The sequence below is a fragment of the Phaeacidiphilus oryzae TH49 genome (assembly GCF_000744815.1).
In the GTDB taxonomy this organism is placed as follows: Bacteria; Actinomycetota; Actinomycetes; order Streptomycetales; family Streptomycetaceae; genus Phaeacidiphilus; species Phaeacidiphilus oryzae.
Window position 1 is genome coordinate 6,782,161 of the sequence record NZ_JQMQ01000005.1, and the last position, 22,823, is coordinate 6,804,983.

Here is a 22,823-nt window from a genome sequence, read left to right on the forward strand (position 1 = left end):
CGTGCCCGACGCACGGTAGCCGCGAGCCGGCCACTCCGCGGCCCGCGCGGGCGGCCCGGGGGGTGCCCGATGACGTCCAGCAACGCTCCCACGCCCGAACCTGACGCCGGGTCCGGTTCCGCCTCCGGCGCCGGCTCCGGCGCGGGCTCCGCCACGGGCCCAGGCACCGGCCCCGGCGCCGGCCGCGGTTCCGGGCTCCGCCCCGGCGCCGCCCGGCTGGCCGCGGCCCTCTGCGGCCGCCGGGGCAAGTGGGCGGTGCTCGCGCTGTGGATCGCCGCCCTGGTGGTGCTCGGCCCGCTGGCGGGCAAGCTCAGCGGGGCGGAGAACAACGAGACCGCGAGCTGGCTCCCGGCCGGCGCCGAGTCCACCCAGGTGCTGAAGCTGGAACAGCACTTCGGTATCGGCGACACCGCCAGTGCCGTCGTCCTCTACACCCGCAGCCCGGCCGTCACCCCGGCCGACCGCGCCAAGGCCGCCGCGGACGCCCGCTCCTTCGCCCGCCTCCACAACCTCACCGGCGAGGTGACCGGACCCGTCTCTTCCGCGGACGGGCAGGCGCTGGTCACCACGGTGCCGATCGACACCAGCGGCAACGGCTTCCGCGACCTCAAGCCCACCGTCGACGCCATCAGCTCCACCGCGGGCACCGGCGCCGCGCCCGGCCTCACCCTCCACATCACCGGCCCGGCCGGCTACGGCGCCGACGAGGGGAAGGTCTTCAAGGACATCGACACCACCCTCCTCTACTCCAGTGCCGGGGTGGTGGTGTTCCTGCTGCTGGTCACCTACCGCAGCCCGATCCTCTTCGTCCTCCCCCTGCTCGCCGTCGCCGCCGCGCTCTTCGCCTCCCAGGCCGTCATCTACCTCCTCGCCGCCCACGCCGGGCTCACCGTCAACGCGCAGAGCGACGGCATCCTGATCGTCCTGGTGATGGGCGCCGGCACCGACTACGCCCTGCTGCTGACGGCCCGTTACCGGGAGCAGCTGCGGCTGCGCGCGGACCGGCACGAGGCGATGGCCCATGCGCTGCGCGGGGCCACGCCGGCGGTGAGCGCCAGCGCCGGCACGGTCAGCCTCGGGATGCTCTGCCTGATGGCCGCGAGCGTCCGCTCCACCAGCTCGCTCGGGCCGGTCTGCGCGATCGGGGTCGCGATCGCCCTGCTGTCGATGCTCACCCTGCTGCCGGCGCTGCTGGTGGCCACCGGCCGCTGGGCGTTCTGGCCGAGGGTGCCGCGGTACGGGTCCGCCGACCCGACCGCGACCGGCTTCTGGTCGGGCGTCGGGGCGCGGATCTCCCGGCGGCCGCGCCTCACCTGGATCACCACCGCGCTGATCCTGGCCGTCTTCGCGCTGGGCGCCACCACGCTCAAGGCGGACGGGCTCACCAACGCGGGGCTGTTCACCGACACGCCGGAGTCGGTGGTGGGGGAGCGGGTGCTGGCCGCCCACTACCCGGCCGGGTCGGGGGTGCCGGTCCTGGTCGTCTCCAAGGCGGACTCGGCCCGCACCGCCGCCGCCGTCCGGGCCGCGCTGGCCCGCACTCCTGGTGTCACCGGCACCACTCCGTCCCGGCTCCGCGACGGCTACGCCCTGACGACCGGAACACTCACCGCGCCCCCTGACAGTCCGGCCGCCCACGACACCGTCGACCGGGTCCGCGACGCCGTCCACGCGGTGCCCGGCGCGGAGGCGAAGACGGGCGGCAACACCGCCATCCAGCTCGACCTCCAACGCGCCAACCGGCACGACGAGTTGCTGGTGCTGCCGCTCATCCTGGGGACGGTGCTGCTGATCCTCGCCGGACTGCTGCGGGCGGTGGTGGCGCCGCTGGTGCTCACCGCCACCGTGGTGCTCTCCTACTTCTCCGCGCTCGGCCTGAGCTCGCTCGCCTTCGACCACCTCTTCCACTGGCATGCGGAGGACGGCGGCTATCCGCTCTACGTCTTCGTCTTCCTGGTCGCCCTCGGGGTGGACTACAACATCTTCCTGATGACCCGGGTGCGCGAGGAGTCCCGCGGCCCCGGCGGCACCCGCGCCGGGGCGCGGGCCGGGCTCGCCGCCACGGGGGGCGTCATCACCTCCGCCGGCCTCATCCTGGCCGGCACCTTCGGCCTGCTGGGAACGCTGCCGCTGGTCGCCTTCGCCGAGGTGGGCTTCGCGGTCGCGGTCGGGGTGCTGATCGACTCGCTGGTCGTCCGCTCGGTCCTGGTGGTCGCCCTCACCACGGACCTCGGCCGGCGCATCTGGTGGCCCTCCCGGCTCTCCCGGCCACCCGCCCTGCCGCCCGGGCCCGGTGGGTGAGCTGGGCCGGGGAGAGAAAACCTCCTCGCGGGTATACACCGGGTGTATACCCGTGGTGTACTCATGCCATGAGCGTTCCCCTGACCCTTCTGGGACTGCTTGAGCGGGAGCCGCGGCACGGCTACGACCTCAAGCGCGACTACGACGCCTTCTTCGCCAGGGGCAAGCCCCTGCCGTACGGACAGGTCTATTCCACGCTGGGTCGGCTGGCCCGGGACGGGAAGATCGTGGCCGGGGAGGCCGAGCCCGGCGACGGGCCCGAGCGCAAGCGCTACGTCATCACCGAGACCGGCGCGACCGAGTTCGAGACCTGGCTTGGCGAACCGGTCGCCCCCGAGCCCAACCTCCAGACGGTGCTCTTCACCAAGGTGGTGCTGGCCCTGATGCTCGGCCGGGACGCCCAGCACTACCTGGACGCCCAGCGCCGCGCCCACCTCCAGCGGATGCGCGAGCTCACCGAACTCCGGCGCAGCGGACCACTGGTGGACGCGCTCCTCGCCGACCACGGCCTCTTCCACCTGGAGGCGGACCTGCGCTGGATCGAGCTGACCACCGGCCGTCTGGACTCCCTCGCCGCGGAGGTGAACGCATGACCGCACTGCTGTCCGCGCGGGACCTCGCCCTCTCCTTCGGCGAGACCCCGGCCCTCCGCGGAGCCACCGTCGAGGTCGAGGCCGGCGAGGTGCTCGCGGTGATGGGCCCGAGCGGGTCGGGCAAGTCCACCCTGCTGCACTGCCTGGCCGGCATCCTCACCCCGGACTCCGGCGAGGTGGTCTTCGACGGCCGGCGGCTGGACACCATGAACGAGAACGAGCGCAGCGCGCTGCGCCGGGACACCTTCGGCTTCGTCTTCCAGTTCGGCCAGCTGGTACCGGAGTTGACCGCGGAGGAGAACGTGGCACTGCCCCTGCTCCTCTCCGGCGCCCGCCGGGCCGCCGCCCTCGCCGAGGCCCGGCCGTGGTTCGGCCGGCTCGGCCTGGACGGCCTGGAGCGCCGCCGCTCCGGCGAGCTGTCCGGCGGCCAGGCCCAGCGGGTGGCGCTGGCCCGCGGCCTGGTGGCCCGGCCCAAGGTGCTCTTCGCCGACGAGCCGACCGGGGCGCTTGACTCGCTCACCGGCGAGCAGGTGATGGAGCTGCTGGTCGGCTCGGCGCGGGCGGAGGGCAGCACCGTCGTCCTGGTCACCCACGAGCCCCGGGTCGCCGCGTACGCGGACCGCGAGGTGCTGGTCCGGGACGGCAAGGCCAGCCCGCTGACGACGGGACGGCTGGCCTCATGACCGCGGTGATCGCCTTCGCCGCCCGGCTGGCCGTCACCGGCGGCCGGGTGGCCGTGGCCCGGCTGGTCATGATCGCCGCCGCGGTGGCGATAGGCACCGGAATGCTGCTGTCCACCTTCGCCGGGATGCACGCGGTGGACAGCTCCAACCAGCGCCGGACCTGGCTGGACAGCGGAGCCGCGGCCCGCGCCCACCAGGACTCCGGCCGGACGGGCCCGGCGGACCCGCTGTGGTGGTGGGCCCACGACGACTACTACGACGGCAAGAGCCTCACCGAGGTCGACGTCGCCGCCACCGGTGCCTCCTCGCCCGTGCCGCCCGGGCTCCGCCGGGTCCCCGGCCCCGGGGAGTACTACGCCTCGCCGGCCCTCGCCCGGCTGATCCGCGACACTCCGGCGGACCAGCTCGGCGACCGGTTCCCCGGCCGCCTCGCCGGCACCCTCGGGGAGGCCGGACTGCCCTCCCCGGACTCCCTGATCGCGGTCATCGGCCGAACCCCCGCGCAGATCAAGGGCGCCCCGGGGGCCCGCACGGTGACGTCGATCGCCACCGCGGTCCCCTCCGTCTGCGCGAACGACTGCTTCGACCGGGGCGTCCGCGGGGACGCCATGACCCTCATCCTCTCCGTGGTCGCCGGCGCGCTGATCTTCCCGGTGCTCATCTTCATCGGCACCGCGACCCGGCTCTCCACCGCCGCCCGCGAGCAGCGGTACGCGGCGATGCGACTGGTCGGCGCCACACCCCGGCAGGTCGCGGTGATCTCGGCGGTGGAGTCGGCGCTCGCGGCCGCCGCCGGGACGGCGCTCGGCTTCGCGGTGTACGCCGCGCTGCGCCCGCTGGTCGCCGGCATCCCGCTCACCGGGCAGCGGTTCTTCGCCGCCGACCTGGCGATCGGGCCGCTGCAGGCGGTGGGCGTCGCCCTCGGCGTGCCGCTGGCCGCGGCGGTGGCCGCCCGGCTCGCGCTGCGCCGGGTCTCGGTCTCCCCGCTGGGGGTGAGCCGGCGGGTGACGCCGCGCCCGCCGCGGATCTGGCGGCTGCTGCCGCTGGCGGCCGGCCTGGCGGAGCTGGTCTTCTTCCTGGGGCGCCGCCCGGCGACCGGCGAGGAGCAGGCCGCCGCCTATCTGCCCGGCTTCCTGCTGGTGATGCTCGGCCTGGTGCTGGCCGGCCCGTGGCTGACCATGGCGGCCGCCCGCGCGGTGGCCCTCCGCACCCGCCGTCCGGCCGCGCTGATCGGGGTGCGCCGGCTGGCCGACGACCCCAAGGCCGGGTTCCGCGCCATCAGCGGTCTGATCGTGGCGCTGTTCGTGACGACGGCGACGGTCGGCATCATCGGCACCATCGGTCAGTACCGCAGTTCGCTCAACGGGGACGCGCAGACCAGGACCGCCGTCGAGGCCGGAGACGTCGGACGGGGCGCGCCGCTCGGCAGCGTGCCGGCGCGGCTGCTGGCCGAGATGCGGGCGATCCCCGGCGTGCGCGGCATCGCCCAGGTCCGGGCCGATCCCAGGCGGACCGGCCTGCCGGCGCTCGGGGTGCCGGAGTTGGGGCCCGCCCCGACGGTGGTCTCCTGCGCGGACCTGGCGGAGATCCGCATGATCGGCCACTGCCCGGCCGGGGCGGACTACGCGGCCGTCGACGTGTTCGCCTTCGGCAGCCTGGTCTCGCATGCGGACCGGCAGTGGCACCCGGCCTCCATCAGCGCGACGGCCGCCGCGAGACTGCCCGTGCAGCTGCTGTACGTGACCACCGACGGGTCGAGGGCCGCCATGGAGCGGGTGCGGACGCTGTTCACCACGGCCTTTCCCTTCCAGCAGGCCCGGATGGTCAGCGACGAGGGCGAGGAGCTCCAGCAGGAGATGGTCGGCTGGCGGCAGTTGGCCGACGTGGTGCTGATGACCACGCTGCCGATCGCCGGGTGCAGCCTGGCGGTCAGCGTCGTCGTGGGCCTCTCCGAGCGCCGCCGCCCGTTCGCGATGCTCCGGCTGACCGGGGCGCCGCTGCGGCTGCTGCGTCGGGTGGTGGCCTTCGAGAGCGCGCTGCCGCTGCTGGTCGTCTCCGCCCTCGCGATCGGCACCGCCTTCGCCGCCTCGGAGTTGTTCCTGAGCTCCCAGATGCACTACGACCTGAGGTCGCCCGACCTCCTCTACTACGTCCTGGTCGCCCTGGGCCTGGTGGCGGCGCTGGGCATCATCGCCTCCACCCTCCCCCTGCTGAAGCGCCTCACCGGTCCGGAGTCCGCCCGCAACGGCTGACCCCGGCGGCAGGCTCGGGGTCACACTCCGGTGACCCCGTCCAGGAGTTCGCGGAGGATGTCGAGGTGGCCGTTGTGGCGGGCGGTCTCCTCGATGAGGTGGTGGAGGATCCAGCGGAGGTTGATCGGCTCACCGTCGTCCAGGGGCCGCTTGGCCGGGGTGTCCAGGTCGTGGCCGGCCAGCAGCCGCCGGTACCGGGCGCTCTGCTCCTGGTAGGCCGCGAGGAGTTCGGGAAGCGGCGTCTCGACCGCCAGCCGCATCTCGGGGTCGGGGTCCTCGGGGGTCATCAGGGCCAGCATCCCCGTCGGCTCCCCGCCCAGGAACATCACCTCCACCCAGTGGCAGTCCACCCAGCGCAGATGGCTGATCAGTCCGCAGACGGTCATCAGGGGTGAGGCCGGAAGCGGGGCCCGGCGGGCGTCGTCCGGCGACAGCCCCTCGCACTTGGCCACCGCGGTGGCCCGGGTGTAGTCGAGGAAGGTCTCCAGGTGCGCCCGCTCGCCCCAGGTGGGCGGGACGTCCGTGCGTTCGGTCGTGGTCATCGGGTCAGGATCCCGTGCCGTACGTGCGCTGTCGACGGATTTCGGCGCGCCGGCCCGGGGTCCGTCCCGGCGTCACCCCGGCGCCGCGCCGTCCTCGGTGGCCACCCGCTTCGCCCACAGCATGTCCGGCTTGCCGGAGGGGGTGCGCTGGACCTCCTCCACCACCCGGAGCCGGCGCGGGAGCTTGTAGCCGGCGATATGCGCCCGGCAGTGCTCCTGGACCGTGTCCAGCGTCAACTCCGCGGCGCCGTCCCGGGGTTGGATCACCGCCACGACCGTCTCGCCCCAGCGCTCGTCGGGGGCGCCGACCACGACGGTGTCGTAGACGGCGGGATGCGACTTGATCGCGGTCTCCACCTCCTCCGGGAAGATCTTCTCCCCGCCGGAGTTGATGCAGGCCGAGCCGCGGCCGAGGAGGGTGATCCGGCCGTCCGCCTCGCGCCGGGCCCAGTCGCCCGGAACGGACCAGCGCACCCCCGCCGCGTCGGTGCGGAAGACCTCCGCCGTCTTCTCCGGGTCGCCGAGGTAGCCGATCGGGATGTTGCCGCGCCGGGCCAGCCGGCCCGTGACCCCGGCCGGCAGCGGACGCAGGTCGTCGTCGACAACCTCGGCGTCGCCGATCGGCTTCGTGGTGACGCCCTCCGCCTTCTCCAGGCTCTCCAGGGTGATCCCCTGGTTGATGCCGTCGGCGCCGCCCTCGGAGGAGCCCACCGCGTCGCTCAGATAGAGCTGGGGGAAGCGCTCCAGGAAGGCCCGCTTGACCGGGGTGGAGAAGAGCGCGGAGGAGCTGGCGATGCCGAAGAGCGCGGAGGTGTCGTACGGCCGGCCGGCCTCGTCCGCCGTCCGCAGTGCGTCCACCAGCGGGCGGCCCATCGCGTCCCCGGCGATCAGCAGGACATTGATCTTCTCCTCGCCGATCAGCCGCCAGATGCGGTCCGGGTCGAAGCGGTCGATCAGCACTGCCCGGTTGCCCTTGAAGGCCTGCTGCATCAGCCCCCACTGGGTGAGGCCGTGCATCAGTGGGGCCACCGGGAAGAAGGTGATGGGATTGTCGTACGCCTGCTCGACAACGTCCTCGGGGCGGGCCACCCGGGAGCCGTTGGTGACGTCGATGCCGCCGCCCAGTGCGAAGAAGACGTCCTCCTGCCGCCACACCACGCCCTTCGGCAGGCCGGTCGTGCCGCCGGTGAAGAGGAGGTAGTGGTCGTCCGGGGAGCGCGGCGGGAAGTCCCGCTCCGGGGAGCCGGAGGCCAGCGCCAGCTCGTAGGGGACGGCGGCCGGCGAGGTGGTCGGCCGGCGGTCCGGGATGGAGATCAGATGCCGCAGGGTGGGCAGCGTGGGCGCGACCTCGGCGACCCGCTCGGCGTACCGCTCCTGGTAGATCAGCGCCCTGGGCTCGGCCTTGCCCAGCAGATACGCCAACTCCTCGGTCACATAGCGGTAGTTGACGTTGACGCAGACCGCGCGCACCTTGCAGACGGCGAGCAGCGACTCCACCCACTCCGCCGAGTTGAGGGCGTACACCCCCACCCGGTCGCCGGGCCGGATCCCGGCCTCCTCGACCAGGTGGTGCGCCAACCGGTTGGCCCGGGTGTCGAGTTCGGCGAAGGTCCGGCGCTGCACACCCGGCCGATCGGCGTCGGAGGAGGCGGTGGTCAGGCACTCACGCTCGGCGAACCGGTCGACCGCGTGCTCGAAAAGGTCGGCGAGGTTGAATTCCATGCGCCGGAGAGTATGAGCGGAGATCGGAGAACTCCATAGCTGCGACTTGAAAACCCGTCGGCAAGACTGCAACCTGTTCTACCAATCGGGCCGATGGTCCGAACCGGCGGTACTGCGGAGGGAGCTCGGGTGGTCGACACGGAACATCTGCGGGTGGAGCGACACGGCGGAACCATGGTCGTCACGCTGAACCGCCCCGAGTCGAAGAACGCGTTCTCACTCCCGATGCTGGTGGGGCTGTACGACGCCTGGCTGGCCGCCGATGCCGAGGACGACATCCGGTCCATCGTGCTGACCGGGGCCGGCGGGGCGTTCTGTGCCGGGATGGACCTCAAGGCGCTGGCCGGCGGCACCTTCGGCGACTCCGCACTGCGCGGGCGCCTGGAGGCCGATCCCGACCTCCACTGGAAGGCGATGCTCCGGCACCACCGCCCGCGCAAGCCGCTGATCGCCGCCGTGGAGGGGGTGTGCGTGGCCGGCGGCACCGAGATCATCCAGGGCACCGACATCCGGGTGGCGGGGGAGTCGGCAAGCTTCGGACTCTTCGAGGTGCGCCGCGGGCTCTTCCCGCTCGGCGGCTCCACCGTCCGGCTCAGCCGGCAGATCCCCTACACCCATGCGATGGAGATGCTGCTCACCGGCCGCCGCTACACCGCCGCGGAGGCGCTCGCCATCGGGCTGATCGGCAAGGTCGTCCCGGACGGCGAGGCCCTGAAGCACGCACTGGACCTGGCCCGCCAGATCAACGAGGCCGCACCGCTCTCCGTGGAGGCGGTCAAGCGGTCCGTGCTGGAGACCCTCGACATGGACGAGGAGGCGGGCCTGGCCCGGGAGTTGGCGATCGGCCAGGAGGTCTTCAAGAGCGAGGACGCCAAGGAGGGCCCGCGCGCCTTCGCGGAGAAGCGCACCCCCGTCTACCGCCGCCGGTGAGGAGGCAGTACACCGTCATGAACCCGCCCACTGCAACGAGTTCCAGTTCTGCCGAGCCCGAACTGCTCAGCGCCCCACTGGTGGTGGAGTTCCCCTTCACCCGCTCCACCGGCCCCGTCCTCGGCGCCTTCCTCACCGGCCTGCGCGAGGGCCTCGTCCTCGGCAGCCGGGGCAGCGACGGCCGGGTGCACGTCCCGCCGGCCGAGTACGACCCGGTCACCGCCGAGGCGCTGCGCGAGCTGGTCGCCCTGCCGCCCACCGGCACCGTCACCACCTGGGCGTGGAACCCGAAGCCCAGCCGCAACCATCCGCTGCGGCAGCCGTTCGCCTGGGTGCTGGTGCGGCTGGACGGCGCGGACACCGCCCTGCTGCACGCCCTGGACGCGCCGGAGGCCGCCGCCGTCAGCACCGGGATGCGGGTCCGCGCCCGCTTCCGCCCGGAGGGGGAGCGCACGGGGGCGATCACCGACATCGAGTGCTTCGAGCCGCTCACGGCCGAGCCGCCCGGCGCGGAGTCGCCCGGCGCGGAGTCGCCCGGCGCCGAGTCGCCCGGCGCCGAGTCGCGGCAGCCTGCCGCCGCACCGGAGTTCGAGGACCCCGTCACCCAGGCCACGATCCCGGCGCGGCTGGACTACGTCTACCACCCGGGCCGGGCCCAGACCCGCTACCTCCGCGGCTTCGCCGAGGGCAGGGTGCTCGCCGAGCGCTGCCCGGAGTGCACCAGGGTCTACATCCCCCCGCGCGGCGCCTGCCCCACCTGCGGCACCGCCACCTCCGAGCCGGTCGAGCTGCCCACCAGTGGCACCATCACCACCTTCTGCATCGTCAACATCGCGGCCAAGGGCCTCGACATCGAGGTGCCCTACTGCTACGCCTACGTGCTGCTGGACGGCGCCCACGTCGGCCTCCACGCCCGGATCGGCGGTGTCCCCTACGACGAGGTGCACATCGGCCAGCGGGTGGCGGCGGTCTGGGACGACCGGTACGCCGGGCAGACCACCTCCGCCGCGATCAGCCACTTCGTCCCCAGCGGCGAACCCGACGCCGACCCCGAGACCTACCGGAGGTGGATGTGATGAGCCTGCCCGAGGTGGCGGTGGTGGCCTTCGCCCAGAGCGACCACCTGCGCGACACCGATGAGCTCTCCGAGGTGGAGATGGTCATGCCGGTGGTGCAGGAGGTGCTCGGCCAGGTCGGCCGCAAGGCCCACGAGATCGACTTCACCTGCTCCGGCTCGGCCGACTACCTGGCCGGCCGGCCGTTCTCCTTCACCATGACGCTGGACGGGGTCGGCGCCTGGCCGCCGATCTCCGAGTCGCACGTGGAGATGGACGGTGCCTGGGCGCTCTACGAGGCCTGGGTCAAGCTCCGGATGGGCGAGGCCGAGACCGCGCTGGTCTACGGCTACGGCAAGTCGTCCCCCGGCGACCTCCGCGAGGTGCTGACCCGCCAGCTCGACCCCTACCTCCTCGCCCCGCTCTGGGCCGACCCGGTCTCGCTGGCCGCCCTCCAGGCCCAGGCGCTGATCGACGCCGGCCGGGCCGACGAGAAGGCCCTCGCCGAGGTGGCCGTCCGCAGCCGGCGCGCCGCCGAGGCCGCCAATCCGCACGCCCAGCTGCGCGGCAGCCCGGACGCCTCGGAACTGCTCGGCCGGGACTACCTGATGCAGCCGCTGCGGGCGCACGACTGCCCGCCGATCGGCGACGGCGCGGCCGCCGTCGTCCTCGCCGCCGGGGACACCGCCCGCCGGCTCTGCGGGGAGGGCAGGACCCCCGCCTGGATCCGCGGCATCGACCACCGGATCGAGTCCCATCAGCCGGGCTCCCGGGACCTCACCGACTCCCCGTCCACCCGGCTCGCGGCCGAGCGGGCCGGCGCCTTCGAGGAGTCCGCGGCCGGGCCCATCGACACCGCGGAACTGCACGCGCCTTTCACCGCACAGGAGTTGATCCTCCGTCAGGCACTTGGTCTGGACGGCGGACCGGGCGGCGGTGCCGGTGGCGTGGTGGTGAACCCGTCCGGCGGGGCGCTCGCGGCCAATCCGATGATGGCCGCGGGCCTGATCCGGATCGGGGAGGCCGCCGCCCGGATCCACCGGGGCGAGTCCCGGCGGGCCCTGGCCCACGCCACCTCCGGCCCCTGCCTTCAGCAGAACCTGGTCGCCGTCCTGGAAGGGGAGCCGTCATGAGTCCGGCAGCCGGCAGCACAACGAGCAGCAAGCGACCGGTGGCCGTCGTCGGCGTCGGCCAGACCAAGCACGTCGCCGCCCGGCGCGACGTCTCGATCGCCGGACTCCTCCGCGAGGCCGCCCAGCGCGCGCTCGACGACGCCGAGTTGACCTGGGCGGAGGTCGACGCGGTGGTGATCGGCAAGGCCCCGGACTTCTTCGAGGGCGTGATGATGCCCGAGCTGTACCTGGCGGACGCGCTGGGCGCGGTCGGCAAGCCGATGTTCCGGGTGCACACGGCGGGCTCGGTGGGCGGGTCCACCACGCTGGTCGCCACCAACCTGGTCGCGGCCGGGATCCACGGCACCGTGCTCACGGTGGCCTTCGAGAAGCAGTCGGAGTCCAACGCGATGTGGGGCCTCTCGCTGCCGGTCCCGTTCCAGGCCCCGCTGACCGCCGGGGCGGGCGGCTTCTTCGCCCCGCACGTCCGGGCGTACATGCGGCGCACCGGGGCGCCGGACCACATCGGCTCGCTGGTGGCCTTCAAGGACCGGCGGAACGCGCTGAAGAACCCCAAGGCCCATGTGCAGGACCACAAGCTGACCCTGGAGCAGGTGCGGACCTCCCCGATGCTCTGGGACCCGATCCGCTACTCGGAGACCTGCCCCTCCTCGGACGGCGCCTGCGCCCTGGTCCTCACCGGGGAGGAGGGCGCGCGCCGGGCCCCCCGCCCGCCGGCGTGGGTGCTGGCCGGGGCGATGCGCAGTGAGCCGACCATCTTCGCCGGCAAGGACTACGTCTCCCCGCAGGCCGGCCGGGACTGCGCGGCCGACCTCTACCGGCAGGCCGGGATCACCGACCCGCGCCGGCAGATCGACGCGGTGGAGATGTACGTCCCCTTCTCCTGGTACGAGCCGATGTGGCTGGAGAACCTGGGCTTCTGCGAACCGGGGGAGGGCTGGAAGCTGGTCGAGGCCGGGGTCACCGCGATGGACGGCGACCTGCCGGTCAACCCCTCCGGCGGGGTGCTCTCCAGCAACCCGATCGGCGCCTCGGGGATGATCCGCTTCGCCGAGGCGGCGCTCCAGGTCCGCGGCGAGGCCGGCGAGCACCAGATCGACGGGGCCCGCACCGCGATGGGCCACGCCTACGGCGGCGGGGCGCAGTTCTTCTCGATGTGGATCGTCGGATCGGAGAAGCCCTGACGATTCGCGAGCGAACTGGGCGTGACGGCGTGTCAAGCGTTTCGGCTGATCCGGTCGGGATCCGCGCACAGGTCTCCTCCCGGCCCCGGGCCGCCGTTACGCTGGCCCGGCAAGCGGTATTCGCTAGCAGTGCGCACGGACGGGAGGAGCGGGACGTGGACCGGGCATTCGCGGATCTGGACGAGGGCCGCAAGCCGCAGCTGGACCTCAGCCGAGCGGAGTGGCTGTCCAGCAGCCAGGGGATCGGCGATGTTCAGATCGCCTTTGTGGAGGGCTATATCGCGATGCGTGACGGCAAGAACCCGGAGGGCCCCTCGCTGGTCTTCACTCCGGCCGAATGGCGCGCCTTCGTCCTGGGCGCCCGCGACGGCGAATTCGACCTCACCTGACGCGCACGGCGCGCGACGCCCGCCGCGCGACGCCCGCCGCGCGACGCCCGCCGCGCGACGCCCGCCGCGTGACGCGTGGCCCGCCACGCGACGGCCGCCGCGTGAGGCAGGACGCAGGACGCGCGATCAATGACGCGCGCCGCGTGACGCGCGAGGCAGGACGCAGGACGCGCGATGAATGACGCGCGGCGGATGACGCGCACGGCGCGAAGCCCCCGCGCACGGCAGCGGAAGCCCCAGCGGCAGGCGAATGGCGCCGCGCCACCGCCCCCACGCGGCCGGCGCGGCGCCATCGCGTACCCTCCCGGCCCTGGCAGGACACCCGCTCCCGAGAGGGTCACTCGCGCCCCGCTCGCCCCCACGCGGCGAGGTCGCGAGCCGGTCCGCGGCGGCGGGTGTGCCGGGTCGCGCGGACCGTGAGTGCCGTGAGCGCTGAGCGCTCCCACATCTTTCACGCTTCGACAGGGGTTGCGACGGTAATCGTCGGGTGGATGAAGCGTCAACCGTCTTCGGCGAAGCGGTCCGGACCGTCCCGAAACCCCCCGCCACGCCGGGCGCGCCCGGGGTGACCTGCGTCGTCCGCCCCCCGGCCGGACCCGTACGATGTCCCGCATGGCCTTTCTCCGCCGCCGCTCCAGCACGCCCGCCGGACCCGACTTCGACGTCCTCGCCATGGACCCGGGCGACTGGCCTGGCCTCTTCGGTGCCGCGCTGCTCGCCGGCCCCGACGGTTCCTGCCAGGGCGTGTTCCTGCGCTACGACCTCTTCGGCAACCGCGGGCCCGCGATGCTGATCGGCAACCTCCCGGACGGCTCCCCGGCCCGGGACCCGGAGGACGGCGTCCCCTTCGAGGTGCGCCAGCTGCTGGAGGCGGTCGGGCTCGGCGAGGAGGAGATCGAGGTCAGCGGCACCGAGGACCTTCCGGTGATGCTCGGCGACGACCTGCTGATCGTCACCCGGATCAAGCTCTCCGAGGAGCGGATGGCCTGCGTCCGCTTCGACCGCAGCGACGGGGTCCAGGTCACCATCGCCTCCTGGGAGCGCCCCATCGCCGAGGACCTCTACCAGCTCCTCAAGCCGCTGCCCAAGGACATGTTCCAGAAGGGCTGAGCCGGCGCGCGCCCCCGCAGCCGCCCGCAGAGAGAGGGAGCACCGCCGTATGACGTCCCGTCAGCAGCCGTCCCCGCCACCGCATGCGGAGTCGTATGCGCAGCCGCATGCGGAGTCGGGTTCGGAGCCGCACGCGCCCTCGCGGCCGTCCGCCGGGCGGCGCCGGCGTGCCTCCGCGGCGGCGGCCGCGGCGGCGGCGGTCCCCGGCGGCGCGGTCCGCAACGGGTTCGGGACGCTGGGCGCCGGCGCGGTGGAGCCGGCCGCGGAGTCGCTGCTCGAGTCCGGCGCCTTCGGCGGCCTCGGCGGGCTCGCCCGGGTGGTGGACCTGCTGGCGGCCCGCGCCGGCGAGCAGGACGCCGAGGCGGCCTACCCCTACCAGGGCGTCGAGGTGGTCCACGAGAGCGGACTCGCCGGCGCGACGATCGGCCGCCGCTACGACGGTCCCGGGGCCGGCCTCGCCGACACCGTGCGGGTGCTGCGCGAACTCGGCTCCGGCGACCCCTCGGTGGCGCTGATCACCGCGGGCACCCTCCTCTTCCACGCCGAGCAGGCCCGCACCGACCGCTGGGGCGACCAGCTCTACCAGGCGGTGCTGGCCGACGCCGAGCACGGCTCCGCCCCGGTCGGCCTCCTCTGCGCCAGGCCGGGCGCCGAGCCCCAGGTGACCGCCGCCGCGGACCCGGACGGCGGGCGGATGCTCAACGGCCGGCGCTCCGGAGTGGTCGGCTCCGAGGCCCTCGGCTGGCTGCTGCTGCGCGCCCTGCCGGAACCGGCGGACGCGCCGCCCGCGGACCACACCGGCCCCGTGACGGCCCGCCAACCCGCCTCCCCCGAGCCGGATCTGTTCCTCGTCCCGGCCGATTCCCCCGGGCTCTCGGTCGATCCGACCGCCGACCCGGTGGGCCTGCGCGCGGCGGCCCCGCACGATGTGCTGGTGGACCGGGTGGCCGTCCCCCCGGACGCGGCCGCCGCCCGGCTGGAGCCCGGGCAGCAGGCGCTGAGCCGGGCCTGGCGCGCGCTGGCGCTGCCCGCGATCTTCCTGGGCGCGGCCCGCTCGGCCCGCGAGGCGCTGCTCTCCGCGGTCCGCCCCACCGGCCGCCGGGAACGTGAACTCCTGGTCGCGGTAGGGGAGTTGGACGCCCGACTGGGCGCGGCCGAGGATGCCCTGGACGCCCTGGCGGCGGCCGTCGACCGCGGCCGCCCGGACGCGATCGCCCGCTGCGGCGCGGCCGGCGCCCTCGCCCTGCGCAACGCGACCGCCATCGGCTCCCTCGCCGCCCGTACCGCGGGCCCGGACGGCGTCAGCCGCACCCATCCGCTGGAACGCCACCTCCGCGACCTGCTGGCCGCCCGCCTCTACCTCCCCGACGAGTCGGCCACCCTCGCCACGGCCGGGGCGAACGCCCTGAACCTCGGCTGACGCCCCCGTCCTGCTCCCGGCCGTTGTGCCGGCCGGAGCCGGCCCGGTCCGGCGGCCACGGTCAGCCGGCCACGGTCAGCCGGCCCGGTCAGCCGGCGTGGGCGCGGAGGAACCCCGTCAGCGCCTCGGTCACCTGCCCGGGGTGGGTGAGGTTGGGGGTGTGGCCGGCGCCGGGGAGGACGACCGGCGGCAGCGCGGCGGGAAGGGTCTCGGCCAGCATCACGCCCAGGGGGAGCGGCACCGGCCGGTCCTCCTGGCCGTGGACGACCAGGGCCGGAGCGGTGATCTCCGGCAGCCGGTCCGCTATGCCGTCCACCCCCATCAGCACCCGGACCGCCTCCGCCAGCCGCTCCCTGGGCTGCTCGCGCCACCTGGCGAGCCACTCCCCGGACAGTCCCGAGAGGCGGTCCGGGGGACTGCCGGCCCCGTCGGCGGGCCGCGCGGGCGGCTGCCCGAACAGCAGTCCCAGCAGCTCCGGAGCCACCGCCTCCGGGCCGGCCTGCCGGAAGCCGTCCGCGACCCCGCCCATCTGCTTCAGCGCCTCCGGCGGCCAGGCCACCGCCGCGCTGTCGATCAGGGCCAGCGCCCGCACCCGCTCGGGCGCGAGGAGCGCCGCGCGGAGCGACAGGAAGCCGCCCTGCGAGTGGCCGACCAGGGCGGCCCGCCGCACCCCCAGATGGTCGAGGAGGCCCAGCAGGTCCCGGGCGGAGTCCCAGTAGGTGTAGCGGGCGCCGTCGTCCTCGGTCCGGCCGTGCAGTCGCGCGTCCCAGCTGATGCAGCGGAACTCCTCGGCCAGGGCCTCGAGTTGGGGCTGCCACATCCGGCCGTCCATCAGGTTGCCGTGGCTGAAGGCCACCACCGGGCCGCTGCCGCCGGTGTCCTCGAAGTACAGCCGGGCGCCGTCGACGGTTGCGTAAGGCATGGTGATTCTCGTCTCCCTCAAGGCCCGGCACCCTGCCGGACCTCTTCCAGCATCCGCTGCCAGAAGGGAGGGGACGAGGTAGAGTCGGCCCTCGCTATGGTCATTCCTGGACACGAGGCCGAGGTCGTCGAGATCCCCTACCGGAATCCGGCCCGCCCCGGAGTCGGACTGGAGGTGCTCGGCTACGGCGAGCTGGCCCGGCGGCTCCGCCCGCGGGTGCTGGCCGCGCCCAGCCGCCCGGACTTCCACCAGTTCTTCCACGTCACCCGGGGTAGGGGCACGGCGCTGATCGACTTCGTCCGCCACCCCGTCGCCCCGGGCACCCTGCTGCATCTGCGGCCGGGACAGGTGCAGCGCTTCCCCCTCGGCCCCGACGGCCGGCCGGCCGACCTGGACGGCACGCTGCTCCTCTTCACCCCGGCCTTCGCACCGCGGCCGGCGGCCGTGCGGGTGGTGCTCGACGATGCCTTCGCCCCGGCGGCCTGGTCGCTGGAGCCGCCGCACCGCGAGGGGATCGCCCGCGCCATGGCGGAGATCGCGGCCGAGTACGCCCTTCTGACCGGCCCGGCCGACCCCGAGCCCCGGAACCCGGCGGAGCCCGCTCTCACCGTCGAGCTGCTGCGGCAGCTGCTGGCGGCGCTGCTGCTGCGGGTCGCCCGGCTGCCCCGGCCGCCGGGCAGCGATCCCGCGGCCGGCGGCGACGTCTTCCGATCCTTCCAGCGGGAGCTGGAGCGCGACTTCGCGGCCACCCGCAACGCCCATGAGTACGCCGCACGCCTCGGCTACTCGCAGAAGACCCTCACCCGGGCCTGCCGGGCCGCGACCGGGCGCGGCCCCAAGGAACTGATCGACGCCCGCGTCGAGCTGGAGGCGAAGCGCCTGCTGGCGCACACCGAGCTGCCGGTCGCCGTGATCGCCCGGGGACTGGGCTTCAGCGAGCCGACCAACTTCGGGAAGTTCTTCACCCGGCGGGCCGGGCTGACTCCGGGCGCCTTCCGCGAGCGGAACGCCGCCGCCGGCTGAAGGGCGGCACGCGGGCCACAGGGTCCGGGAGGGCGTCGGACCCCGTCTCGTGCGGACTAGGACGCGGATGCGGACCGGGATCGGGACCGGGATTCGGACCCGGACTCGGACTCGGACTCGGACTCGGACTCGGACCGGGCCGGCTCGTCGCCGACCGCCGGCGTCACCGCGTCCCGACGGCGGCGCGGATCGCCTTGCGGGCGAGTGCCGCGTCCTCCTGGAGCCGGCGGAGCAGGATCCGCTGCTCCTCGCCGGCGGCCGGATCGTCGTGCATCCGGATCTCGCGCATCAGCACCAGCAGCAGGTTGACCAGGAAGGCGTCCCGCTGCACCGTGCCGCTGGCCTGCGCCAGCTGGCTGATCTGCCGACGAGCGGCGGTGTCCCCCGCGAGCACCGCCCAGAGCACGGCCAGGTCGTAGCCCGGGAGGTACCAGCCGGCCCGCTCCCAGTCCATCAGCACCGGACCCGACGGGGCCAGCAGCGCGTTGCACAGCAGTGCGTCTCCGTGGCAGAACTGCGGCTGCGACTGGGCGACCCCGTGGAGGAGCTGGCGGAGGTCCCCGGCGTCCCGGTCGGTGAGGAGACCGAGCGCATGGAACCGGGCGATCTCCGCCGGGTAGTCCAGCATCATCTCGAACTGTCCGGACGGCGGCTGCCACAGATTGAGCGCCCGCACGCTGCCGAGCACGGCCCTGACCTCGCCCGGGGTGGGCGCGTTGGCCGGGTGCCGCTCCAGCGCGGCCGGCCGGCCCGGCACCCGCTCAAGCACCAGCACGCACCGCTCGGTGTCGGCCGCCACCAGCTTGGAGAGCCGCACCGGCGGCCGCCGCCGGACGAAGGCCCGGTAGGCCGCGATCTCGTGCCGGAAGCGCTCGGCGGCCCCGTCGTCCGCCAGCCGGGCCGGCTCGGCCAGGCACTTGGCGACCACCGGGGTACGGCCGGCGCTGCCGCCGATCAGAATGTGGGTGGCGTTCTCCCGCAGCAGCTGGCGCGGCACGAACGCGGGACATATCCGCCGCACGGCCTGGACCGCCTGGCGCACCGCGGGGGAGCGCTCGGCCGCGGCCTCGAGACGCGCGGCCTCCCGGCGGGCGACCTCGGGCCGGGTGGCGGCCGGGCCGAGCGGACGGGCCCGCGCCGTGGCCACCCCGACCACCTGGCCGATCGCCGCGGTCTGCCGCCCCCGCTGCTGGAGCTGCGGCTGACCGTGCTGCTGGCCGTGCGGCTGCCCGTGCGGACGGATCTGCGGCTGGAGCCGCTGCGGCGACAGCCGCGGGGCCCCGTAAGGGTGTTGGGCGGGCGGCGGGACGGGGACCTGGGGCCCCGCGGGCGACCGAAGACCGCCGGAGGGACGCGCCGCGGGGGCGCGCAGCAGACCCCCGTGGGCGGGGGCGACCCCCTCGGCGGAGGCGGAGGCCGCGGCGGAGGCCGCGGCGGAGGCCGCGGCGCTTGCGGCGCCGGGGGCGGTGCGCCCGGTGCCGGGGCCCTGCCGGTCGTTGCGCGGACCGGGGCGGGAGGGTGAGAGGGGAGGTGTCGCGGCGTTCTTCACATACATGGGGGATTCCGGGTCCCTTTCTGGCTGTTGACGGGCTGTCGGCTCGACGAGCCGCCGACAGGTCCGGCCATGAGCCCGGCCGGAGGGCCCCGCACGGGAGTGGATGTCCCGTACGGCGCCCGCCGTCCCGGCCGGGGCGGCGCGGTCCGCGCGCTCGGTCGCCGCCGGGGGCACCCGCCCCGTACGGCCGGCCCGGGGCGGCGGCCGCCGCACCCTGGGGAATGCGGCGGACCGTCCCGAACGGCCCTACGGGGAGGGGCCCCTGACGGTTCCCCGGATGCCGCCCGGCGGGGGCCGCATCCGTAGCGCGAGTACCGCGCCACCCCTCACGCCACCCCCGTTCCGCCGGCCGCCGGAGCCCCTCGCGGAGCTCCTGCCACCGGCGGCCAGTCCCGAGCTGCCGGCCTTGAACCCGCTGGTTGTTGCCGTTCTCCAACGGTTTCTCGGCCGAAGTCCGGTGATGACCGGGAAGGCGCACTTCTACACCACACCGGACCGGCCATGGCACAACAGCTGGCGGACCCTGGCGAAGCCTGGCGAATGCTCGCTTGGCACATGACAGCCCGTTAGTCTCTAAGGTGCCGAGGAACCTGGGGGCTTGACGTGACCAAGGGACCCAACACCCGACTCGCGGACCTGTTCGCCCTGACCGGATGGTCGAAGGGCGAGCTGGCCCGGATGGTCAACCGACGCGGTGCCGCGATCGGGCAGCAGCAGCTGTCCACCGACACCTCGCGGGTAAGGCGCTGGATGGAGCGCGGGGAGATCCCGCGCGATCCCGTGCCGAGGGTGCTGGCTGCCCTGTTCACCGAGCGGCTCGGCCGTGTCGTGACCATCGAGGACCTCGGGTTCCAGCGTCGAACACGGCTGTCGGGTTCAGCAGCGCAGGCGCGAAGCGCACGCAACGCAGGAGCAGCAGCCGCTGCCGGAGACGCGACGGGCGCGGAGCCCGGCGCCGAGGGGGAGCAGGAAGGCGACCCCGAGGCGACCGAGCTGCCGCCCGAGCTGATCTGGCAGCCCGAACCGCGGCGCACCGCCGAGGTCCTCACCGAATTCACGGGAATGGACCTCATGCTCAACCGACGTGGACTGATGGGGGCGAGCGCCGGACTCGTCGCCGGCACCTCTATCGCCGCCCCCCTGCACGACTGGATGGCCGGCCGCGCCTCGGCGCGCGGCAGCGTCCCCACCGCCCGCCGGGCCGGCCGGGACGTCCAGGCCATCGCCGCCGACGACCTGTACGCCGCGGGGCCGGTCGGCTCCGACGAGGTGGACGCGCTGGAGCGCTCGGTGCTGGTCTTCCGGGCCTGGGACGCCGCCCGTGGCGGCGGCCTCCAGCGGAAGGCCGTGATCGGCCAACTCAACGAGGTCAGCGGGATGCTGACGTACAGTCACCCGCCGCACCTGGCCCGCCGGCTGTGGACGGTGGCGGCCAACCTCTCGGTGCTGGCCGGCTGGATGTCGCACGACGTCGGCATGGAACCGACCGCGCAGCACTACTTCGTGATGGCGGTGCACGCGGCCCGCCAGGCCGACGACCGCCCCCGGGCCGGCGAGGCGCTCTCCCGCGCCGCCCGCCAGATGGTCCACCTGGGCCGGGCCGACGACGCGCTGGACATCATGCGGGTCGCCGAGGCCCGCAGCGGGGACGACACCCTGCCCCGCACCCGCGCCATGCTGCGCACGGTGGAGGCCTGGGCGCACGCCTCGCTCGGCCACTCCCAGGCCACCCGCCGGACCCTCGGCGAGGCCGAGGACCTGTTCGCCGCGGACCGCGGCGAGCCCGGCCCGGACTGGCTCCAGTTCTTCAACGAGGCGGACCTCCACGGGATGGAGGCGCTGACCTACCGCACCCTCGCCGAGCACGACCCGTCGGCCGCCGCGCTCGCCCGCTTCCACGGCGAGCAGGCCATCGGGCTGCGCGAGAACAGCGAGTACGAGCGGTCCAAGCTCTTCGACTACCTGTCGGTGGCCTCCGCCTACTACCTCTCCGACGAGCCCGAGCAGGCCGGCAACTACGCCAAGCTGGCGCTCAACGCCACCCGTGAGATGTCCTCGCACCGCACCAGGGACCGGCTGCGCCAGATGTACCGGCTGACCGGCCGCTTCCAGCAGGATCCGGAGGTCCGCGAGCTCCGCGAGCAGATCCGCACGGCGATCCCGGCCGGCCGTCCGCAGGTGATCTGACGGCGGCCGGGGCGCCGGCCGGCGCTAGCGAACCCGCACCGCCAGCAGGCACAGGTCGTCGTCGGAGCCCGAGGCAGGGTGCTCCGTCGCGGCCGCTTCACCGGTCGGCGTCAGCAGCGCCGCCCGGGCCAGTTCGAGGCAGTGCCTCGCGCCGGGATCCCGGCCGAGCGCCGGCGCCAGGGCGAGCAGCCGCTCCAACCGCCAGTCGGGGTGCCGGGACCGGCCGCGCAGCAGGCCGTCGGGGTGGCAGAGCAGGAGGTCGCCCGGGCGCAGCCGGACGCGCAGCGGCGGATAGCCGCCGCCGTGCGGGAGCGCCGTGCCGAGCAGCGGCCCGTTGCTGTCCTCCTGGGCACTCCGGGCGCCCCCGGCGCGACCGCCGAGGCGGTCCAGCGGCACGGCCCGCAGGACGCCGCGCGCGCCGGGGCGGAACAGCAGCGGCGCCGGATGGCCGGCGCGAGACCAGCTCAGCATCCGGGTGCGGGGCCGGTACCGCAGGCACAGCGCCGAGGCCAGCCGGGCGTCCGGTTCCTGGGCGGTGCAGGAGTCCTGAGCGGTGGAGGTCGCGAGGAGCAGGTCCACGGCGGAGAGGACCGCGGAGGGGCGGGCCCCGCCCGCCGCCACCGCGCGCAGCGAGGCGCGTACCCCGGCCATCGCGGCGGCGGCCTCCGGGCCGTGGCCGCCGACTCCGCCGAAGGTGAGGAGGACGTCCCCGTCCGGCAGGGTGAGGGCGTCGTACCAGTCTCCGCCGACCCGGTCGAGGGCGCTGGAGGGGAGGTAGTCGCCGGCCAGTTCGAGGCCGGCCATCCGGCGGTGGGGGCGCGGCCAGGAGGGCAGCACCGCCTGCTGGAGCTCGACGGTGCGCCGGAGTTCGGCGCGGGCGCTGCGGCGCTCACGGACCAGCGCCTCCCGGGTCTCGCGCAGCGAGCGCTGGTCGCGGCGGAGTTCGGAGACGTCCCGGAGCAGCATCCAGAGCGAGCGGAAGGTGCCGTCCTCGGCGGGCACCGGCTCGCCCACGCAGTGGAGGGTGCGGACGGTGCCGTCGAGCCGAGTGACCCGCAGCTCGCCGTCCAGCGCGCGGCCGTCCACCAGCGAGGCGGTGACCATCGTGGCGAAGCGCTGCTGGTCCTCGGGGAAGAGGTGGGCCGGCAGCTGGTCGAGCGTCAGCGGGCCGTCCTCCTCCTCGCGGCCGAGCAGCCGGTAGGTCTCGGGGGACCAGACCACCCGGTCCTGGACGAGGTCCCACTCGGCGCTGCCGAGCCGGCCGAGCCGGCGCACCTCGGCGGGCGAGGGGGCGGCGGCCAGCTCCGCGGCGGTCAGCCGGGCGCGCCCGGCAGGCGCCGACGGCCCCTGCGGGAGGCGGGAGGCCTGGTGGCCGTCCCCGGCGGCCGCCTCGGCGGGCTCGGCCGGCTCGGCGTGCTCAGCCGCATCCTCATCGGACGGCCCGGAGGCCTCGGGCTCGTCCTGGGCCTCCTCCGACAGCTCGCCCAAGTAGCCGGAGAGGTCCCGTAGTTGACGGTCCGCCAGGTCGTAGACCGCGCGTCGCCAGCGGTCCAGATCGCTCCCGCCGGGAGCGGTCACCCGCCGGGCGTCGCCGAGTTCGGTGCGCAGTCGGCGCGTCTGCCGAAGCAGCGCGCGAACCGTGCCGGAGCGGTCGGGACGACCGTCTCTCGACGGCTCGCAGGTCGGCTGCTGCATACCCAGAACAATGGCACAGTCGACCCCGGGCCGTAACCGATTCCGTCCAATTCGGGCCCGACATTCCTCCGGCATATGCCAATGAGTGGCCGCCGCCGCACCCCGGCTCACTCCCGCCGCACCCCCG

General features: G+C 74.7%; 18 protein-coding genes. 13 read left to right on the plus strand and 5 right to left on the minus strand.

Going from position 1 to position 22,823, the window contains the following annotated elements; all coding sequences use genetic code 11:
• Window positions 1–69: 69 nt before the first annotated feature.
• The 4 genes from BS73_RS33865 to BS73_RS33880 all read left to right on the plus strand — a co-directional run bounded on the left by BS73_RS33865 (window position 70) and on the right by BS73_RS33880 (window position 5,829).
• On the plus strand, window positions 70–2,301 hold the full coding sequence (locus tag BS73_RS33865) for an MMPL family transporter (protein ID WP_084704566.1): 2,232 nt from the start codon (window positions 70–72) through the stop codon (window positions 2,299–2,301).
• A gap of 68 nt (window positions 2,302–2,369) precedes the next feature.
• Window positions 2,370–2,894 carry a PadR family transcriptional regulator gene (locus BS73_RS33870; protein ID WP_037578146.1) on the plus strand — a complete coding sequence of 175 codons (525 nt, stop codon included), beginning with the start codon at window positions 2,370–2,372 and terminating at the stop codon, window positions 2,892–2,894.
• Window positions 2,891–3,577: an ABC transporter ATP-binding protein gene (locus BS73_RS33875; RefSeq protein ID WP_037578148.1), complete on the plus strand. Its 687-nt coding sequence runs from the start codon at window positions 2,891–2,893 to the stop codon at window positions 3,575–3,577. Before BS73_RS33870 ends, BS73_RS33875 begins: the two co-directional genes overlap by 4 nt.
• Window positions 3,574–5,829 (plus strand): ABC transporter permease, encoded by a 2,256-nt coding sequence (locus BS73_RS33880; RefSeq protein WP_200886759.1) that lies wholly within the window; start codon window positions 3,574–3,576, stop codon window positions 5,827–5,829. Before BS73_RS33875 ends, BS73_RS33880 begins: the two co-directional genes overlap by 4 nt.
• A gap of 20 nt (window positions 5,830–5,849) precedes the next feature.
• Here the strand turns inward: BS73_RS33880 and BS73_RS33885 are convergent, their stop codons facing one another.
• Both BS73_RS33885 and BS73_RS33890 read right to left on the minus strand, forming a co-directional pair.
• Window positions 5,850–6,371: a DinB family protein gene (locus tag BS73_RS33885; protein ID WP_037578149.1), complete on the minus strand. Its 522-nt coding sequence runs from the start codon at window positions 6,369–6,371 to the stop codon at window positions 5,850–5,852.
• Between the two features lie 72 nt (window positions 6,372–6,443).
• Window positions 6,444–8,093, minus strand: coding sequence for an acyl-CoA synthetase (locus tag BS73_RS33890; protein WP_037578151.1), 1,650 nt, complete (start codon window positions 8,091–8,093; stop codon window positions 6,444–6,446).
• 93 nt (window positions 8,094–8,186) lie between these two features.
• Here BS73_RS33890 and BS73_RS33895 point away from each other — a divergent pair, with 93 nt between their 5' ends.
• From BS73_RS33895 to BS73_RS33925, 7 genes are all read left to right on the plus strand, one after another.
• Window positions 8,187–9,023 carry a crotonase/enoyl-CoA hydratase family protein gene (locus BS73_RS33895; protein ID WP_051941315.1) on the plus strand — a complete coding sequence of 279 codons (837 nt, stop codon included), beginning with the start codon at window positions 8,187–8,189 and terminating at the stop codon, window positions 9,021–9,023.
• A 17-nt stretch (window positions 9,024–9,040) separates the two neighbouring features.
• Entirely contained in the window at window positions 9,041–10,099 is a 1,059-nt protein-coding gene (locus BS73_RS33900) for a Zn-ribbon domain-containing OB-fold protein (protein ID WP_051941316.1), read from the plus strand.
• On the plus strand, window positions 10,099–11,211 hold the full coding sequence (locus BS73_RS33905) for a thiolase domain-containing protein (protein WP_037578155.1): 1,113 nt from the start codon (window positions 10,099–10,101) through the stop codon (window positions 11,209–11,211). The genes BS73_RS33900 and BS73_RS33905 overlap by 1 nt, the downstream gene beginning before the upstream one ends.
• Window positions 11,208–12,395, plus strand: a complete 1,188-nt coding sequence (locus BS73_RS33910; RefSeq protein WP_037578157.1) for a thiolase domain-containing protein — start codon at window positions 11,208–11,210, stop codon at window positions 12,393–12,395. Before BS73_RS33905 ends, BS73_RS33910 begins: the two co-directional genes overlap by 4 nt.
• A gap of 155 nt (window positions 12,396–12,550) precedes the next feature.
• The gene (locus tag BS73_RS33915; RefSeq protein WP_051941317.1) at window positions 12,551–12,784 is read left to right on the plus strand and encodes a DUF397 domain-containing protein; all 234 of its coding nucleotides are present in this window, start codon (window positions 12,551–12,553) and stop codon (window positions 12,782–12,784) included.
• 612 nt (window positions 12,785–13,396) lie between these two features.
• Window positions 13,397–13,894 carry a hypothetical protein gene (locus BS73_RS33920; RefSeq protein ID WP_037578158.1) on the plus strand — a complete coding sequence of 166 codons (498 nt, stop codon included), beginning with the start codon at window positions 13,397–13,399 and terminating at the stop codon, window positions 13,892–13,894.
• A 49-nt stretch (window positions 13,895–13,943) separates the two neighbouring features.
• Window positions 13,944–15,314, plus strand: coding sequence for an acyl-CoA dehydrogenase family protein (locus tag BS73_RS33925; protein ID WP_037578160.1), 1,371 nt, complete (start codon window positions 13,944–13,946; stop codon window positions 15,312–15,314).
• Between the two features lie 88 nt (window positions 15,315–15,402).
• Here BS73_RS33925 and BS73_RS33930 read toward each other — a convergent pair whose 3' ends face one another.
• On the minus strand, window positions 15,403–16,236 hold the full coding sequence (locus BS73_RS33930) for an alpha/beta fold hydrolase (RefSeq protein WP_037578162.1): 834 nt from the start codon (window positions 16,234–16,236) through the stop codon (window positions 15,403–15,405).
• 96 nt (window positions 16,237–16,332) lie between these two features.
• Between BS73_RS33930 and BS73_RS33935 the strand changes: the two genes are divergently transcribed.
• Window positions 16,333–17,259: an AraC family transcriptional regulator gene (locus BS73_RS33935; RefSeq protein WP_037578164.1), complete on the plus strand. Its 927-nt coding sequence runs from the start codon at window positions 16,333–16,335 to the stop codon at window positions 17,257–17,259.
• Between the two features lie 163 nt (window positions 17,260–17,422).
• On the opposite strand, the gene BS73_RS41070 is transcribed toward BS73_RS33935, so the two are convergent.
• Window positions 17,423–18,814 carry an aminoglycoside phosphotransferase family protein gene (locus BS73_RS41070; protein WP_200886760.1) on the minus strand — a complete coding sequence of 464 codons (1,392 nt, stop codon included), beginning with the start codon at window positions 18,812–18,814 and terminating at the stop codon, window positions 17,423–17,425.
• A 603-nt stretch (window positions 18,815–19,417) separates the two neighbouring features.
• Here BS73_RS41070 and BS73_RS33945 point away from each other — a divergent pair.
• Window positions 19,418–21,001: a hypothetical protein gene (locus tag BS73_RS33945; RefSeq protein WP_037578166.1), complete on the plus strand. Its 1,584-nt coding sequence runs from the start codon at window positions 19,418–19,420 to the stop codon at window positions 20,999–21,001.
• A 24-nt stretch (window positions 21,002–21,025) separates the two neighbouring features.
• On the opposite strand, the gene BS73_RS33950 is transcribed toward BS73_RS33945, so the two are convergent.
• Entirely contained in the window at window positions 21,026–22,696 is a 1,671-nt protein-coding gene (locus BS73_RS33950; protein WP_152617823.1) for a PP2C family protein-serine/threonine phosphatase, read from the minus strand.
• Window positions 22,697–22,823 lie beyond the last annotated feature (127 nt).

Excerpts from the sequence above, each read along its gene's own strand:
- BS73_RS33865 (WP_084704566.1), top strand. The coding sequence starts at position 70 with ATGACGTCCAGCAACGCTCCCACGCCCGAACCTGACGCCGGGTCCGGT.
- BS73_RS33870 (WP_037578146.1), top strand. The coding sequence starts at position 2,370 with ATGAGCGTTCCCCTGACCCTTCTGGGACTGCTTGAGCGGGAGCCGCGG.
- BS73_RS33875 (WP_037578148.1), top strand. The coding sequence starts at position 2,891 with ATGACCGCACTGCTGTCCGCGCGGGACCTCGCCCTCTCCTTCGGCGAG.
- BS73_RS33880 (WP_200886759.1), top strand. The coding sequence starts at position 3,574 with ATGACCGCGGTGATCGCCTTCGCCGCCCGGCTGGCCGTCACCGGCGGC.
- BS73_RS33885 (WP_037578149.1), bottom strand. The coding sequence starts at position 6,371 with ATGACCACGACCGAACGCACGGACGTCCCGCCCACCTGGGGCGAGCGG.
- BS73_RS33890 (WP_037578151.1), bottom strand. The coding sequence starts at position 8,093 with ATGGAATTCAACCTCGCCGACCTTTTCGAGCACGCGGTCGACCGGTTC.
- BS73_RS33895 (WP_051941315.1), top strand. The coding sequence starts at position 8,187 with ATGGTCCGAACCGGCGGTACTGCGGAGGGAGCTCGGGTGGTCGACACG.
- BS73_RS33900 (WP_051941316.1), top strand. The coding sequence starts at position 9,041 with ATGAACCCGCCCACTGCAACGAGTTCCAGTTCTGCCGAGCCCGAACTG.
- BS73_RS33905 (WP_037578155.1), top strand. The coding sequence starts at position 10,099 with ATGAGCCTGCCCGAGGTGGCGGTGGTGGCCTTCGCCCAGAGCGACCAC.
- BS73_RS33910 (WP_037578157.1), top strand. The coding sequence starts at position 11,208 with ATGAGTCCGGCAGCCGGCAGCACAACGAGCAGCAAGCGACCGGTGGCC.
- BS73_RS33920 (WP_037578158.1), top strand. The coding sequence starts at position 13,397 with ATGGCCTTTCTCCGCCGCCGCTCCAGCACGCCCGCCGGACCCGACTTC.
- BS73_RS33925 (WP_037578160.1), top strand. The coding sequence starts at position 13,944 with ATGACGTCCCGTCAGCAGCCGTCCCCGCCACCGCATGCGGAGTCGTAT.
- BS73_RS33930 (WP_037578162.1), bottom strand. The coding sequence starts at position 16,236 with ATGCCTTACGCAACCGTCGACGGCGCCCGGCTGTACTTCGAGGACACC.
- BS73_RS33935 (WP_037578164.1), top strand. The coding sequence starts at position 16,333 with ATGGTCATTCCTGGACACGAGGCCGAGGTCGTCGAGATCCCCTACCGG.
- BS73_RS41070 (WP_200886760.1), bottom strand. The coding sequence starts at position 18,814 with ATGTATGTGAAGAACGCCGCGACACCTCCCCTCTCACCCTCCCGCCCC.
- BS73_RS33950 (WP_152617823.1), bottom strand. The coding sequence starts at position 22,696 with ATGCAGCAGCCGACCTGCGAGCCGTCGAGAGACGGTCGTCCCGACCGC.